General features: G+C 72.4%; 11 protein-coding genes. 10 read left to right on the forward strand and 1 reads right to left on the reverse strand.

Going from position 1 to position 14,465, the window contains the following annotated elements:
- Positions 1-2 precede the first annotated feature (2 nt).
- Positions 3-905, forward strand: a complete 903-nt coding sequence (locus AMK19_RS05290; RefSeq protein WP_083646513.1) for a 5'-3' exonuclease — start codon at positions 3-5, stop codon at positions 903-905.
- A gap of 60 nt (positions 906-965) precedes the next feature.
- On the opposite strand, the gene AMK19_RS05295 is transcribed toward AMK19_RS05290, so the two are convergent.
- The gene (locus tag AMK19_RS05295; protein ID WP_073808558.1) at positions 966-3,815 is read right to left on the reverse strand and encodes a DEAD/DEAH box helicase; all 2,850 of its coding nucleotides are present in this window, start codon (positions 3,813-3,815) and stop codon (positions 966-968) included.
- A 312-nt stretch (positions 3,816-4,127) separates the two neighbouring features.
- Here AMK19_RS05295 and AMK19_RS05300 point away from each other — a divergent pair, with 312 nt between their 5' ends.
- From AMK19_RS05300 to AMK19_RS05340, 9 genes are all read left to right on the forward strand, one after another.
- Positions 4,128-4,859 carry a DUF7873 family protein gene (locus AMK19_RS05300; protein WP_073808560.1) on the forward strand — a complete coding sequence of 244 codons (732 nt, stop codon included), beginning with the start codon at positions 4,128-4,130 and terminating at the stop codon, positions 4,857-4,859.
- Positions 4,860-5,442: 583 nt separating this feature from the next.
- Entirely contained in the window at positions 5,443-5,817 is a 375-nt protein-coding gene (locus AMK19_RS05305) for a hypothetical protein (RefSeq protein ID WP_073808561.1), read from the forward strand.
- A gap of 46 nt (positions 5,818-5,863) precedes the next feature.
- Entirely contained in the window at positions 5,864-6,193 is a 330-nt protein-coding gene (locus tag AMK19_RS05310) for an ArsR/SmtB family transcription factor (protein WP_073808563.1), read from the forward strand.
- A gap of 124 nt (positions 6,194-6,317) precedes the next feature.
- Positions 6,318-8,405: a S9 family peptidase gene (locus AMK19_RS05315; RefSeq protein WP_073808565.1), complete on the forward strand. Its 2,088-nt coding sequence runs from the start codon at positions 6,318-6,320 to the stop codon at positions 8,403-8,405.
- A 64-nt stretch (positions 8,406-8,469) separates the two neighbouring features.
- On the forward strand, positions 8,470-10,827 hold the full coding sequence (locus AMK19_RS05320; protein ID WP_241844257.1) for an immune inhibitor A domain-containing protein: 2,358 nt from the start codon (positions 8,470-8,472) through the stop codon (positions 10,825-10,827).
- A gap of 93 nt (positions 10,828-10,920) precedes the next feature.
- Positions 10,921-11,493: a winged helix-turn-helix domain-containing protein gene (locus AMK19_RS05325; protein ID WP_073808566.1), complete on the forward strand. Its 573-nt coding sequence runs from the start codon at positions 10,921-10,923 to the stop codon at positions 11,491-11,493.
- Entirely contained in the window at positions 11,490-12,788 is a 1,299-nt protein-coding gene (locus tag AMK19_RS05330) for an MFS transporter (RefSeq protein ID WP_073808568.1), read from the forward strand. The genes AMK19_RS05325 and AMK19_RS05330 overlap by 4 nt, the downstream gene beginning before the upstream one ends.
- Positions 12,789-12,967: 179 nt before the next feature.
- Positions 12,968-13,351 carry a hypothetical protein gene (locus tag AMK19_RS05335; protein ID WP_073808570.1) on the forward strand — a complete coding sequence of 128 codons (384 nt, stop codon included), beginning with the start codon at positions 12,968-12,970 and terminating at the stop codon, positions 13,349-13,351.
- The gene (locus tag AMK19_RS05340) at positions 13,351-14,439 is read left to right on the forward strand and encodes a hypothetical protein (RefSeq protein WP_083646514.1); all 1,089 of its coding nucleotides are present in this window, start codon (positions 13,351-13,353) and stop codon (positions 14,437-14,439) included. Before AMK19_RS05335 ends, AMK19_RS05340 begins: the two co-directional genes overlap by 1 nt.
- The last annotated feature ends 26 nt before the right edge of the window (positions 14,440-14,465 follow it).

Genomic DNA, 14,465 nt, shown 5'->3' on the forward strand with positions numbered 1-14,465 from the left:
TGATGCTGCTCGACACCGCCAGCCTCTACTTCCGCGCCTACTTCGGCGTCCCGGACTCGCTCCGCTCCCCGCAGGGCGAGCCGGTGAACGCGGTGCGCGGCCTGCTCGACTTCATCACCCGCCTCGTCCAGGACCACGGCCCGGACCACCTGGTCGCCTGCATGGACGCGGACTGGCGTCCGCAGTGGCGGGTCGACCTCATCCCCACCTACAAGACCCACCGGGTGGCGGAGGCCGCGACCGACGGCGAGGAGGAGGTGCCGGACACCCTCGCCCCGCAGGTCCCGGTGATCGAGCAGGTGCTGGACGCGATCGGCATCGCCCGCGTCGGCGTCCCCGACTACGAGGCCGACGACGTGATCGGCACCCTCGCCACCCGCGCCACCGGCCCGGTCGAGATCGTCACCGGCGACCGCGACCTCTTCCAACTGGTCGACGACGCCCGCGCGGTGACGGTCCTCTACCCGGCCAAGGGCATCGGCGCGGCCCAGCGCATGGACGACGCGGCGCTCCTGGAGAAGTACGGCGTCCCCGGCTCCTCCTACGCCGATCTCGCCGCCCTGCGCGGCGACGCCAGCGACGGCCTGCCGGGCGTCAAGGGCATCGGCGAGAAGACCGCCACCCAACTGATCCAGACCTACGGCGACCTGCCGGCCGTCCGGGCCGCCGCCGCCGACCCCGCCTCCAATCTCACCCCGGCCCGCCGCAAGAACCTCCTCGAAGCGGCCCCCTACCTCGACGTCGCCCGCACCGTCGTCCGCGTCGCCACCGACATCCAACTCCCGCCCTTCGACCCCCAGTTGCCCCACGAGCCCCGCGACCCCATGGCCCTCGAAGCCCTCGCCGACCGCTGGGCCCTCGGCACCTCCCTCACCCGCCTCCTGGAGGTCCTGGCCACCCGTTGAACCGCGAAGGGCCCGGCCGCTCAAGGAGAGTGACCGGGCCCTTCGCGTGCGGAAAAGCGGTTACCCGACGGAGGAGTACGCGATGATGCCGCGGCGCATGCCGTCGACGGCCTTGCGGGCGGTGCGGCGGAGTTCGAGGTTGTCGCCGGCGGCGTCCTGGATCTGGCCGAGGACGTCGATGAGTTGCTTGGTCCAGCGGACGAAGTCGCCGGCGGGCATGTCGGCGTCGCGGAGGACCGCGTCGAGGTCGTGGCCGAGGGCCCAGCGGTAGGCGGCCCAGGCGAAGCCGAGGTCGGGTTCGCGCTGGCCGACGCCCTCGTCGGTGGAGATCTTGTGCTGTTCCTCCAGGGCGTCGAGCTTGCCCCAGATGCGGACCATCCGGCCGAGCGCGTCCTTGGCGCCGCCTTCGGGGACGCGGGGGGCGGTGGCGTCGTCGGACTGCCGGGCCTCGTAGACCAACGCCGAGGCGCAGGCGGCGAGTTCGGCGGCGGCGAGGCCGTCCCAGATGCCTTCGCGGATGCATTCGGAGGCGAGCAGGTCGAGTTCGCCGTAGAGCCGGGCGAGGCGCTTGCCGTCGGCGGTGACGGTGTCGCCGCTGAGGTAGCCGAGCTCGGTGAGCAGGCCGCAGACCCGGTCGAAGGTGCGGGCGATGGTGTGGGTGCGGGAGCGCATGCGGCGTTCCAGCAGTTCGGTGTCCCGGTGGAGGCGGTGGTAGCGCTCGGACCAGCGGGCGTGGTCCTCGCGTTCGTCGCAGCCGTGGCAGGGGTGCTGGCGCAGGGCGCTGCGGAGCCGGGCGATCTCGGGGTCGTCGGCGGCGGCGGCGCGGCCCTTGCGGAAGCGCTCGGGTTCGAGGTGGCCGGCCTTGGTGCGCAGGGCGGAGGCGAGGTCGCGGCGGGACTGCGGGCTGCGCGGGTTGAAGGACTTGGGGATGCGCATCCGGTCCATGGCGGCGACCGGGTACGGGAAGTCGATCATCGCGAGGCGCTTGACCTGGCGTTCGGCGGTGAGCACGACGGGGCGCGGCCCGTCCTGGTAGTCGGGGTGGCGGGGGCCGGTGCGCCCGTGCCGGCCGCGGACGTCCGGCGGGAGGCCGGGGTCGAGGACGAGCGCGAGGCCGGCGAACTTGCCGGTGGGGACGTGGATGATGTCGCCGGGCTTGAGCTGCTCGATGGCTTCGACGGCGGCGGCGTGGCGCTGGGTGGAGCCTTCGCGGGCGAGTTCGTTCTCGCGGTCCTTGAGTTTCCGGCGCAGCGACATGTACTCGTCGAAGTCGCCGAGGTGGCAGGTCATCGACTCGCGGTAGCCGTCGAGGCCTTCTTCGTTGCGCTGGACCTGGCGGGAGATGCCGACGACCGAGCGGTCGGCCTGGAACTGTGCGAAGGAGGTTTCCAGCAGTTCGCGGGAGCGGTGGCGTCCGAACTGGCCGACCAGGTTGACGGCCATGTTGTAGGACGGTCGGAAGGACGACTTCAGCGGGTAGGTGCGGGTGCCGGCCAGGCCGGCCAGCGCCTCCGGGTCGAGGCCGCGCTGCCACAGGACCACGGCGTGGCCCTCGATGTCGATGCCGCGGCGGCCGGCCCGGCCGGTGAGCTGGGTGTATTCGCCGGGGGTGATGTCGGCGTGGGTCTCGCCGTTCCACTTGACGAGCTTCTCCATGACCACCGAGCGGGCGGGCATGTTGATGCCGAGGGCGAGGGTCTCGGTGGCGAAGACCGCCTTGACCAGGCCCTGGACGAAGAGTTCCTCGACGACTTCCTTGAACCGGGGCAGCATGCCGGCGTGGTGGGCGGCGATGCCGCGCTCCAGGCCGTCGAGCCACTCGAAGTAGCCGAGCACGTTGAGGTCCTCGTCGGGGATGTCGCGGCAGCGTTCCTGGACGAACTGGCGGACCTTGAGGCGGTCGGTGTCCCGGTTCAGGCGCAGGCCGGAGTTGAGGCACTGCTGGACGGCGGCCTCGCAGCCGGCCCGGCTGAAGATGAAGGTGATGGCGGGGAGCAGGCCTTCGGCGTCGAGCCGGTCGATGACGTCGACGCGGCTGGGCGTCCAGACCCGGCCGGGGCGGCCGGCGGGCATCGAGCGGCCTCGGCCGCGGGCGAACCGGTCGCGGCCGCGGTCGCTCTCGGAGCGGGCCAGGCGCACCAGTTCGGGGTTGACGGCCTTGGCGGGGTTCTTCACGCTGCCCTTGGGGCGGCCGTCCCGGTCGGGGCTGGCGAACAGGTCGTACATCCGGTTGCCGGCCATCACGTGCTGCCAGAGCGGGACGGGGCGGTGCTCGGAGACGATCACCTCGGTGCCGCCGCGGACGGTGTCCAGCCAGTCGCCGAACTCCTCGGCGTTGGAGACGGTCGCGGAGAGCGACACCAGCGTCACGGACTCGGGGAGGTGGATGATGACCTCCTCCCAGACGGCGCCGCGGAACCGGTCGGCGAGGTAGTGGACCTCGTCCATCACCACGTAGCCGAGGCCGTCGAGGGCGCTGGAGCCCGCGTACAGCATGTTCCGCAGGACCTCGGTGGTCATCACGACGACCGGGGCGTCCCCGTTGACGGAGTTGTCGCCGGTGAGCAGGCCGACCTTGGCCTGGCCGTAGCGCTTGACCAGGTCTCCGTACTTCTGGTTGGACAGCGCCTTGATGGGCGTGGTGTAGAAGCACTTGCGCCCGGCGGCCAGCGCCAGGTGGACGGCGAACTCGCCGACGATGGTCTTGCCGCTGCCGGTGGGGGCGGCGACCAGGACGCCCTTGCCGCTCTCCAGCGTCTCGCAGGCGCGGATCTGGAAGTCGTCGAGCGGGAAGTCGTACAACTGCTGGAAGCCGTAGAGGGCCGTTGCCTGCTCCCTGGCGCGCTCGCGGGAGGCCGCGTAGCGCTCGGCGGGGCTGAGCTGCTCTTCGGGCGTGGGGTTGCCGTGCACTGGCGTCACCTTTTCTTCCCGTGGGTGTGGCTGGACGGGGTCGCAGACGGCGACGCCTGCGGCTGCGGGGCCGTGGCCCGGGCGGGCGACGGGGCGCAGCGGGTGCGTGGGGTGTGGTGATCGAGCATCTCAGCCTGAGATTACCCGTCTGGAGTGACATCAACAGCCGAGTTTTCCGGCAGCTGAAAAGGGTTCCGGACGCTGGTGCGAAGCGTGATCGGACGGCTGCCGGGGGTGATCGAAAAGGGGGCGGCGGCGAGCGTCCGGAAAACCGGGTGCGGATCGAACGGGCGTTCCGTTAGCGTCCTCGCCGTGGCCAAGTTGAACCAGATCATCGCCGTGGAAAAAGGCGTCAAGTCGAAGTCGTTCCAGGAGCTGACGCAGGCTCACCAGGACCTGCAGAAGCCCGCGCTGCTGGCCGGCATCTCCCGGTCGTACCAGCCGAAGGACGAGGAGGGCGAGCAGTTGCCGCCCGAGTCGACCCGGGTCCAGGTCAAGGCGGAGGACGTGATGCGGGCCACCGCCGCCACGCTCACCCGGCTGTTCGACGTCACCGCGACGAAGGACTGGGCCAACACCGAGGCCCGGGCGGACGTGGTGGTGGACGGGCGGACGCTGGTGGCCGGTGTGCCCGTGACGTACCTGCTGTTCCTGGAGAAGCAGTTGACCGACCTGCGGACGTTCGTCCGCAAGCTGCCGGTGCTGGACGCCGCCGAGTTCTGGTCGCACGACCCGTCCTCGGACGCGTGGAAGACCGAGGCGGTGCGCACCATCCGCACCAAGAAGGTGCCGCGCAACCACGTGAAGGCGGAGGCGACGGAGAAGCACCCGGCGCAGGTCGAGGTGTACTACGAGGACGTCGCGATCGGGTACTGGACGACCGTGAAGTTCTCCGGCGCGCTGCCGGCGCGGCGGGTGAACGAGCTGTTGGAGCGGGTGGAGAAGCTCCAGCAGGCGGTGCAGTTCGCCCGTGAGGAGGCGAACGCCGCGGAGGTCACCGACCGCCGGGTCGGCGACGCCGTGTTCGGCTACCTGTTCGGGTAGCCCCAAGAGCCCCCCGGGTGAGACCGGGGGTGGCGCGAAAAGCGCAAGCTGACACTGAAGTTGAAGCTGACTTCGGGGTACACGGTGGAGGTTCGAATCCTCCCCCCGGCACCATCACGCGCCGGGGTGGCCCAAATGGCAGAGGCAGCCCCGTGAAACTCAGACTCTCGCTCACGTCTCAGCATTCGCCGCCGAGCGCCGGATCGACCGGTCGAGGGCCGGTGACGTCGGATGCGGGTTCGACTCCCGCCTGCGCCTCTCCGTGGCGCGGTAGCTTCAATGGCAAAGCACGACGTCGTGAGAGTGACCCTCGGCCTTAAACGTGCCGACGCAGAGCAATTGGGTGGCACCTCGAGGACCCGGGAGCTGGATACCGCTCCCGGGTCCGTCACGTTCCGGGGCGGGCGTTCGGGCGAAGTGTTCACATCCTGATGTGCAAATGTCTTCAAGTGGTCACCGGTCCGGCACTTCTCGATCGGAAACCGTCCAGCTTCGAACGATTTCGCTCAACACTCGGCCGAACTGCGATCCGGTTCCTACAGTCGTGCCGACCGACCCGGCCGCAACAGCAGGAGGACAGGCGATGGCGAATCTCGAAACCTCGCTCAAGGAAGCCATGACCATCGAAGGCGCCATCGGCGTGGCCCTGGTGGACTACGGCAGCGGAATGGCCCTGGGGACGCTGGGCGACGGAGGCGAGATCGACCTGAATGTCGCCGCGGCCGCCAACACCGACCTGGTCCGTGCCAAGATGCGGGCGATGGAGATGCTCAACCTCCACGACGACGGCATCGAGGACATCCTGGTCACCCTGACCGGCCAGTACCACCTGATCCGCCCGCTCACCACGACGGGCGGGCGCGGCCTGTTCCTCTACCTCGCGCTCAACCGCAGCCGGTCCAACCTGGCGATGGCCCGGCACCAGTTGAAGCGGATCGAGGCGTCCCTGGAGGTCTGAGCGCGGGGCGGCGGCCTGCGGGCCGCCGGAAACAAGGGGAGGAAGCATGCCCGTACCGCTGTACCAGGCCAAGGCCGAGTTCTTCCGGATGCTCGGCCATCCGGTCCGGATCCGAGTGCTCGAACTGCTCCAGGCCGGGCCGACGCCCGTCCGCGACCTGCTGCCCGAGCTCGACGTCGAACCGTCCAGCCTCTCCCAGCAGTTGGCGATCCTGCGCCGCTCCGGCCTGGTCACCTCCACCCGCGAGGGCTCCACGGTGGTCTACGCCCTGGCCGGCGCCGACGTCGCCGAACTGCTGCGCACCGCCCGCCGGATACTCACCGAGCTGCTCGCCGACCAGGGCATGCTGCTGGAGGAGCTCCGCGCCGCCCGCTGACACCCCGACGGGCCACCCGCACCGGGTGGCCCGCCCATGGGCACCGGACGAACATTCGTGCTGTGTGACATTTCACAGGTCACACTTCTAGCCGAACCGACCCTCCTGCCGCCACCATCGGCAGGTGACCCACACCGACACCTTTCTCGCGCTGAGCGCCGCCACCGGCCGCTTCGGCTACGGCTCCCCACGCGCGGTCACCCTCGCCGCCGACGCGAGCCGCGCCCTGTTCCTGCGCTCCACCGGCCCGACCGACCCGGTCGAGCGGCTGTGGAGCTACGACCTGACGACCCATCAGGAGCGCCTGGTCGCCGACCCGTCGGCGCTCGCGCCCGAGCGCACCGGCGCGGTCGCCGACCTGCCGCCGGTGGAGCGCCACCTGCGCGAGCGGGTCCGGATCTGGGCGCCCGGCATCGGCTGGTTCGCCGCCACCCCCGACCTCGCCACCGCCGTCTTCACCCTCGACGGCCGCCTGTTCCGGTGCGACACCGCAACCGGCGAGTGCGCGGAACTCCCCGTCGCGGGGCCCGCGTGGGACCCGCGACCGAACCCGGACGGCACCCGCGTCGCGTACGTCGCCGACGACGCGCTGCACCTGGTGCCGGGCGGCCGGCTCAGCCCGGCGGACGGGGCCCGCTGGGGCGTCGCGGAGTTCGCGGCGGCGGAGGAGCTGGGCCGCTCCCGGGGCCACTGGTGGTCGCCCGACGGCGCCGCCGTGCTGGCCGCCCGGGTGGACGAATCCGCGCTTCCCATGCGGCACTTGGGCGACCTCGCGCACCCGGAGCGGGCGGCCGACTCGTTCGCCTACCCGCAGGCGGGCGGCCCGAACGCGGACGTCCAGCTCTGGGTGCTGCGGCTGGACGGCGAGCAGGTCCGACTGCGCTGGGACGACGTCGACTTCCCGTACCTGCTGGCCGCGGAGTGGGACGGCGACGCGGAGCTCCTGCTGACCGTCGCGGACCGCCTCCAGCAGCGGGTGCTGCTGCTGAGCGCCGACCCGGCGACCGGCGTGACGCGTGAACTCTCGCGCACCGAGGACGAGTTCTGGGTGGACCCGCTGCCGGGCACCCCGCTGCGGCTGTCCGACGGACGGGTGCTGACCTCGGCGGACACCCCGGCGGCACGCGGGCTGGCGCTGGACGGCAAGCCGCTGACCGACGAGAGCCTGCAGGTCCGGCGCGTCCTCGGCCCGTGGCAGGGCGGCCTGCTGGTGGAGGCCGGCGACGGCGACCCGGCCGACCAGCAGGTCTTCCTGCTCGACCCGGACGGCGGCACCCCGCAGCGGCTCACCGGGGACCCGGGCGTGCACACCGTGGCCGCGCACGGCGAGGGCGTGCTGCTGCTCACCTCGGCCGACCTCGACGGCATCCGCCGCGAGTGGCGCCACACCGGCACCGGCAGCCACGTCCCGTTCGCCGACCTGTCCGCCGAACTCCCCTACCGGCCGCAGCCGTTGCTGCAGCGCGTCACCGAGCACGGCCTGCCGACGGCGGTGCTGTACCCGCGCGGCCACGTGGCGGGCCGGCGGCTGCCGGTGCTGCTGGACGTGTACGGCGGCCCGGGCTTCCAGGCGGTGGCGAACGAGCCGCGCCGCTGGCAGCTGAAGCAGTGGTGGGCCGACCAGGGCTTCGCCGTGGTGACCGTCGACAACCGCGGCACGCCGTTCGTGTCGCCGGAGTTCACCCGGGCGATCTTCCGCCGCTTCTCGCAGGTGGCGATCGACGACCAGGTCGCGGCCCTGCAGGCGCTGGCCGCGGTGCACCCGGACCTGGACCTGTCCCGGGTGGGCGCGCGCGGCTGGTCGTACGGCGGGTACTTCGCGGCACTGGCGGTGCTGCGCCGCCCGGACGTGTTCCACGCGGCGAGCGCGGGCGCACCGCCGACCGACTTCCGGCTGTACGACACGGCGTACACCGAGCGTTACCTGGGTCTGCCGCAGGACAACCCGGAGGGCTACGAGGCGGACTGCCTGCTGGCCGACGCGCCGGCGCTGAGCCGTCCGCTGCTGCTGATCCACGGCCTGGCGGACGACAACGTGCACCCGTCGCACACGATGCTGCTGTCGCAGGCGCTGACCCGGGCGGGCCGTCCGCATGCGGTGCTTCCGCTGCCCGGGGTGAGCCACATGCTGCCGGACGGCGAGCTGGAGCGCGTGGTGGCGGTGGAACTGGAGTTCCTGCGTCGGGAGTTGGGCGCAACCCCTTCCACATGATGCATGACATGTGAAATATTACCGCCCATTCCTTTACCTCCCCTTCAACCAAGGAGCAGGTCACTTGCGCAGACTCTCCACAGCCCTTCTGGCTGCGCTGACCACCGGCGCGATAGCGCTGTCCGCCGTCCCGTCCCACGCCGAACCGTCCGCTGCCGCAGGCCGGTTGACGGTCGACCGGGCGGAGGAGGGCCGTGAGGCCCCGCCGTCGCCGCTGCCGCCGCAGGAGCGGGCCCGGCAGGCGCTGAAGGCGCAGGCCATGGCGCAGGTCAACCAGGGCAAGGTCGCCAAGAGCAACAAGGGCACCACCCCGGCCAAGGTCAAGATCGGCAACGATTACGTCCAGCTGGCCCACCAGCGCACCGACAAGGTGTTCGTGATCCTCGCCCAGTTCGGCGACCAGGTCGACAACACCACGCTGTACGACGGCAAGCCGCGCTACGGCGGCACCCCGGGCCCGCAGCACAACCGGATTCCGCAGCCTGGCGCGAACGACACGCACACCTACTGGCAGCGCGACTTCAGCCGCGACTCCTACCAGAAGATGTTCTTCGACGACGCGCCGGGCGCGAACTCGATGCGCAACTTCTACCGCACCCAGTCCTCGGGCCGGTACGACATCGAGGGCACCGTCACCGACTGGGTCACCCTGCCGTGGAACGAGGCCCGCTACGGCTCCAACAAGGGCCCGCAGGGCGGCGGCGGCTGGACCCAGGCGCAGGAGTTCGTCCGCGACGCCACCAAGGCCTGGTACGACGGCGAGATCGCCAAGGGCCGTTCGGCGGCGAACGTCAAGGCGGAGCTGGCGCAGTACGACGTCCAGGACCGCTACGACTTCGACAAGGACGGGAACTTCGACGAGCCGGACGGCTACCTCGACAACGTGATCGTGGTGCACGCCGGCGTCGACGAGACCTGGGGCGGCGGCGCGCAGGGCGGCGACGCCCTGTGGGCGCACCGCAGTTGGACCTTCCCCGACCCGGCCGGGCAGACCGGCCCGGCGGGCAACCGGATCGGCGGCGCGCCGGTCGGCGACACCGGCCTGTACGTGTACGACTACGTGCAGGCGGGCGAGAACAGCGGGGTCGGCCTGTTCTCCCACGAGTTCGGGCACAACCTGGGCCTGCCGGACCTGTACTCGACCAACGGCGGTGACAACTCCGTCGCCTTCTGGTCGCTGATGTCCTCGGGCTCGTACCTGGGCAAGGGACGCAACACCACCGGCGCGTACCCGGGCGACCTGGACGCCTGGAGCAAGCTGCAGATGGGCTGGCTGAACTACGACGAGGCGCAGGCCGCGACCCGTTCCAGCCACACCCTGGGCGTGTCCGGCTACAACACCGACCAGGCGCAGGCCGTCCTGGTGCACCTGCCGCCGGGTTCGACCACGACCTCGCTGACCGACCCCTTCGAGGGCGGCGCGCACTGGTGGAGCGACACCGGCGACAACATGGACGCCTCGCTGGCCCGCACCGTGGACCTGACCGGGAAGACCTCCTCGGCCGCCCTGGACACGGCCGCCTGGTGGGACACCGAGCAGGACTACGACTTCTTCACCGTCGAGGCCTCCGCCGACGGCGGCCGCACCTGGACGCCGCTGCACGGCACCGTCGACGGGCAGCCGATCGGCGACACCAGCGCCAAGACCCCCGGCCTGAGCGGAAGTTCGGGCGGCTGGAAGCAGCTGCACATCCCGCTGGACGGGTTCCTGGGCAAGCAGGTGCAGGTGCGCTTCCACGTCACCTCCGACACCAACACGCACGGCAAGGGCGTGCTGGTGGACGCGGTGAAGCTGACCGCGGACGGCGCGGTGCTGCTGTCCGACGGCGCGGAGGGCGGCCCGGGCGACTGGGCGGCCGTCGGGTTCTCCGTCGTCCACGGCAAGAACGTCGTCAAGCAGCACCCGCGGGCGTACCTGGTGGAGAACCGCCGCTACGCCGGCTACGGCGCGTTCCTGAAGACCGGGCCGTACAACTTCGGGTACTCGGGCGTGCCGGGCAAGAGCGACGTGATCGACAACTACCCGTACCAGGAGGGTGTGCTGGTGTGGCTGTGGGACACCTCCTACGGCGACAACAACACCGTCGACCACCTGGGCGGCGGGCTGATCCTACCGGTGGACGCGCACCCGAAGGCGCTGCGGTTCGCGGACGGCTCGCTCACCAACGGGCGTTCGCAGCCCTACGACGCGACGTTCTCGCTGAAGAAGACCGACGCGTTCACCCTGCACAAGGCGGGCGTGGCGACCAAGGTTCCGTCGGAGCCGGCGGTGCCCGCGTTCAACGACCACAGCGGGGTGTACAGCGACCCGGCGATCCCGCAGCTCGGGGTGAAGGTGCCGGACACCAACACCAAGATCGAGGTGGTCCGCGAGACCCAGGACGGCAAGCTGACCACCGTCCGGGTGGGCCCGGCGTCCTGATCCCGCCGATCCCGTCGATCCCGCACCGACCGTGACGGTCGGCGGCCGGTCCGCTCGCTTGTAAAGCATCTTTTAGAAAGATAGCTTTCCATCATGAGCGAACCGCCGCCGACCGTTCGGCTGACCGATCCGCGCGCCCTGCGCGCCTACGCCCACCCGACCCGGATGGCTCTGGTGGGCCTGCTCCGCGTGCACGGGCCGCTGACCGCGACCCGCGCCGCGGAGCTGCTCGGTACCGAGTCCGTCGCCAGCTGCTCGTTCCACCTGCGCCAACTCGCCAAGTACGGACTGGTGGAGGAGGCCGGCGGCGGGCGCGGTCGGGAGAAGCCCTGGCAGGCCACCGCCGCGTTCACCGGTTGGGACGCCTCCCCCGCCGACCCCGAGCAGGCCGCCGCCGTCGACACCCTGCAACGCGCCGTGCTGGACGGCTGGTTCGCCCGCGCCGCCGCCTGGCTGGCGCACCGCGCCGAGGACCCGCCCGAGTGGCGCGAGGCGGCCGGCTTCGGCGACACCGTGGTCCGCGTCACCGCCGAGGAGCTCGCCGAACTCAACGCCCGCATCGAGGAGTTGACCCGGCCGTACGTGGAGCGGACGGCCGACCGGCCGGACGGCGCACGCGCGGTCCAGCTGATCCGACTGGCCGTCCCGACGGACGTGCGCCCGTGACCGGCCGCCCGCTGATACCCCCGCTGCTGCGCGAGCCGGCCTTCCGCCGCTACTGGAGCGGGCAGACCGTCTCCTCGCTGGGCGACCAGATCACCCTGCTGGTGATCCCGCTGATCGCGGTGTCCGCGCTGCACGCCGACGCCGCGCAGATGGGCTACCTGGCCGCCGCCGGCTACCTGCCGTACCTGCTGCTGTCGCTGCACGCGGGCAGTTGGGCCGACCGCTACGGGCGCCGCCGCCGGGTGATGATCGCCGCCGACCTGGGGCGCGCCGCGGTGCTGCTGACGGTGCCGCCGGCCTGGGCGGCGGGCGCGCTGACGCTGGTCCAGCTGTACGCCGTGGTGCTGGCCGTCGGCTCGCTGTCGGTGTTCTTCAACGTCTGCAACCCGCCGCTGTTCGTCGCGCTCGTCCCCGCCGACCAGTACCTGCGCGGCAACGCGCTGATCAACGGCAGCCGCGCCGCCACCTACGTGGCGGGCCCGGGCCTCGGCGGCCTGCTGGTCCAACTGCTGGCGGCGCCCATGGCGTTGGTGGTGGACGCGCTGTCCTTCCTGGTGTCCGCGCTGTTCCTGCACCGGATCGACCCGGCGGAGCCGCCGCCCGCCGAGGCCGGGCGCGGCTCGGCCGGCGAGGGCCTGCGCTGGATCCGCCGCTCCCCCGTGATGCGGGCCTCGCTGCTCGGCACCGCGACCGTCAACCTGTTCACCTTCGTCATCGGCGCGCTGTTCGTGCTCTACGCGACGCGTGAACTCGGCTTCAGTCCGGGCCTGTTGGGCGCGGTGCTGGCCGCCGCGGCGGTCGGCACGCTGCTCGGCGCGGCGGTCACCGGACGGCTGGCCGCCCGGATCGGCGTCGGCCCGGCGTTCCTGTTCGGCCTGGTCCTGTTCCCCGCGCCGCTGCTGCTGATCCCGCTGGCCGGCGGCTCGACCGCCACCGCCGCCGCGCTGCTGTTCGGCGCGGAGTTCCTGTCCGGCGTCGGCGTGATGATCCTCGACATCTCCGCCGGCACGATCTTCGCCGCGTGCATCCCCGACGACCTGCGCTCGCGGGTGTTCGGCGCCTACCAGGCCGTCAACTACGGCGTGCGGCCGCTCGGTTCGCTGCTCGGCGGCCTGCTGGGCTCCACCCTGGGCCTGCGGCCCGCACTCTGGATCGCCGCGATCGGAGCGGTGGCCTCCGGACTGTGGGTGGTTTTCTCGCCGATCCCGCGGCTGCGCGAACTGCCCGCCCAGAACCGGCCGGTGGAGCAGAATCAGCGGCCCGACCAGCCGAAACCGGTCGAACATCCGGTCTGACGGCGGCTCGGAAGGGCGAGGCACGATAGCGCATTCGGGCATATGCCCGATGGATATGGCCGAAAGTCTCGCCCTCCGGGGGCCCCGCCGGTAGCGTTGCGTCCCGGTCAGACTACCGCAGGTGAAGGCGGTGGCCAGGGACGCACCGTGCCGCGCACGGTGGGGAGGGAACGCCGTACGTGCCCGGGATCGAAGAGTGCCTTGCGGAAGCCATGGGGATCACCGGCGCCCTGGGAGTCAGCCTGGTCGACTGGACCAACGGCCTGGCCATCGGGACGGCCGGTCTGGGCCCCGACGGCGACCACGAGGTCGGGGCGGCCGACGCCACCGAACTCGCCCGGGCCGTCACCCAGACCCCGTCGTTCGCCGACCCGGACTCCGGAGCCCCGCCCGCCGAGGACGTCATCGTCACCTCGGCCGGCCACTACCACCTGATCCGGTTCGTCCCCGCCGCCTTCGACGCGAACGTCTTCCTCTACCTCCGGCTGGACCGCGACCACGCCAACCTGGCCATGGCCCGGCTCCGCCTCGCCGCCGTCGCCGACCGACTGGTGCTCGCCTGATGTGGCCCACCGACACCCTCACCGCGCCGACCCTCACCGCCCCGGCCCTCACCGCCCCGACCCTCCCCGCGCCGACCCTCCCCGTGCAGCTCGCGCCGGCCGTCCCTCCGCAGCTCGCGCCGGCCGTCGGCGCCCTCGTCCCGCGGCCCGTCCCGCCGATGCCGGCGGTGCCGCCGCTGCTGGTCTCCTCTCCCCGACTCGCCCCGCCCGAGCCGCAGTCGGCGCGGCGCGGACCCCGCACCCCGGCCGCCCCGCTGCCCCGCCGCCGGCGTTCCAGCTGCGCGCCAGCGACCACCTTCGAGGCGGCGCTGACCGAACTCGCCGCCCAGGGCGCGACCGGCGTCCTGCACGGCCCGGACGGCGCGGTGCACCTGGCGGAGGGCCTGGTGGTGCACGCCGAGTCCGCGCGCGGGGCGAGCGTCGGCCACCTGCTCCACGGTGCGGGACGGATCACCGTCCGCGACTGGGAGGAGGCCGTGCGGCGGGACGCCGGGAGCCCGGCCGACCACCTGTTCACGGCCGGTCTGGTCGGCCGCGCCGAACTCGAACTCGCGCGCCTCACCGCGACCTTGGACGGCGCGTTCGACGCACTCGCCCAGCACGGCGGCGAGCTGCGCTTCGACCCCGTCGCCCGCCCGGCGTTCCGGCTGGCCCGCCCGCTGTCCGTGCTGGAGCTGCGCGGCGCGGTCGGCCGGCGGCGCGCCCTGCTGGACGCCTGCTGGCCGTCCGCCGAGCTCGACTCCGTCCCGCCGGCCGTCACCGGCGCCGCGCCGGTCCGCCGCACCGCCGTGCCGCGCCGCCGCCTTCAGGCGCTGCTGGCCGCCGCCGACGGCACCCGCACGGCACCCGAACTGGCCCGGCTGCTGGGCCGTTCCACCTTCGGCACCCTGCTGGACGTCCGGCAGCTGGCCGCCGCCGGGCTGCTCGCGTCCGGCCGGCCCGCCGTCCTCCCCGACCCGCCACCGGCCGCCGTGCCGCCGACGGCGCCTCCGGCCGAGCTGTCGCCGCCCGGCCCGCGCCCCCACGACTCCTCGGACCCGGAGGTGGGCCTGCTGCTCCGTCTACGCGCCGCCCTGGAGGCCCTGTGACCGCCCTGCCCGCCCGCCCCTGCCAG

It is taken from the genome of Kitasatospora sp. CB01950, assembly GCF_001905465.1.
In the GTDB taxonomy this organism is placed as follows: domain Bacteria; phylum Actinomycetota; class Actinomycetes; order Streptomycetales; family Streptomycetaceae; genus Kitasatospora.

Bases quoted from the DNA above. Each gene is read 5' to 3' on its own strand.
- AMK19_RS05305 (WP_073808561.1), top strand. From the start codon at position 5,443: ATGGCGAATCTCGAAACCTCGCTCAAGGAAGCCATGACCATCGAAGGC.
- AMK19_RS05310 (WP_073808563.1), top strand. From the start codon at position 5,864: ATGCCCGTACCGCTGTACCAGGCCAAGGCCGAGTTCTTCCGGATGCTC.
- AMK19_RS05340 (WP_083646514.1), top strand. From the start codon at position 13,351: ATGTGGCCCACCGACACCCTCACCGCGCCGACCCTCACCGCCCCGGCC.
- AMK19_RS05325 (WP_073808566.1), top strand. From the start codon at position 10,921: ATGAGCGAACCGCCGCCGACCGTTCGGCTGACCGATCCGCGCGCCCTG.
- AMK19_RS05290 (WP_083646513.1), top strand. From the start codon at position 3: ATGCTGCTCGACACCGCCAGCCTCTACTTCCGCGCCTACTTCGGCGTC.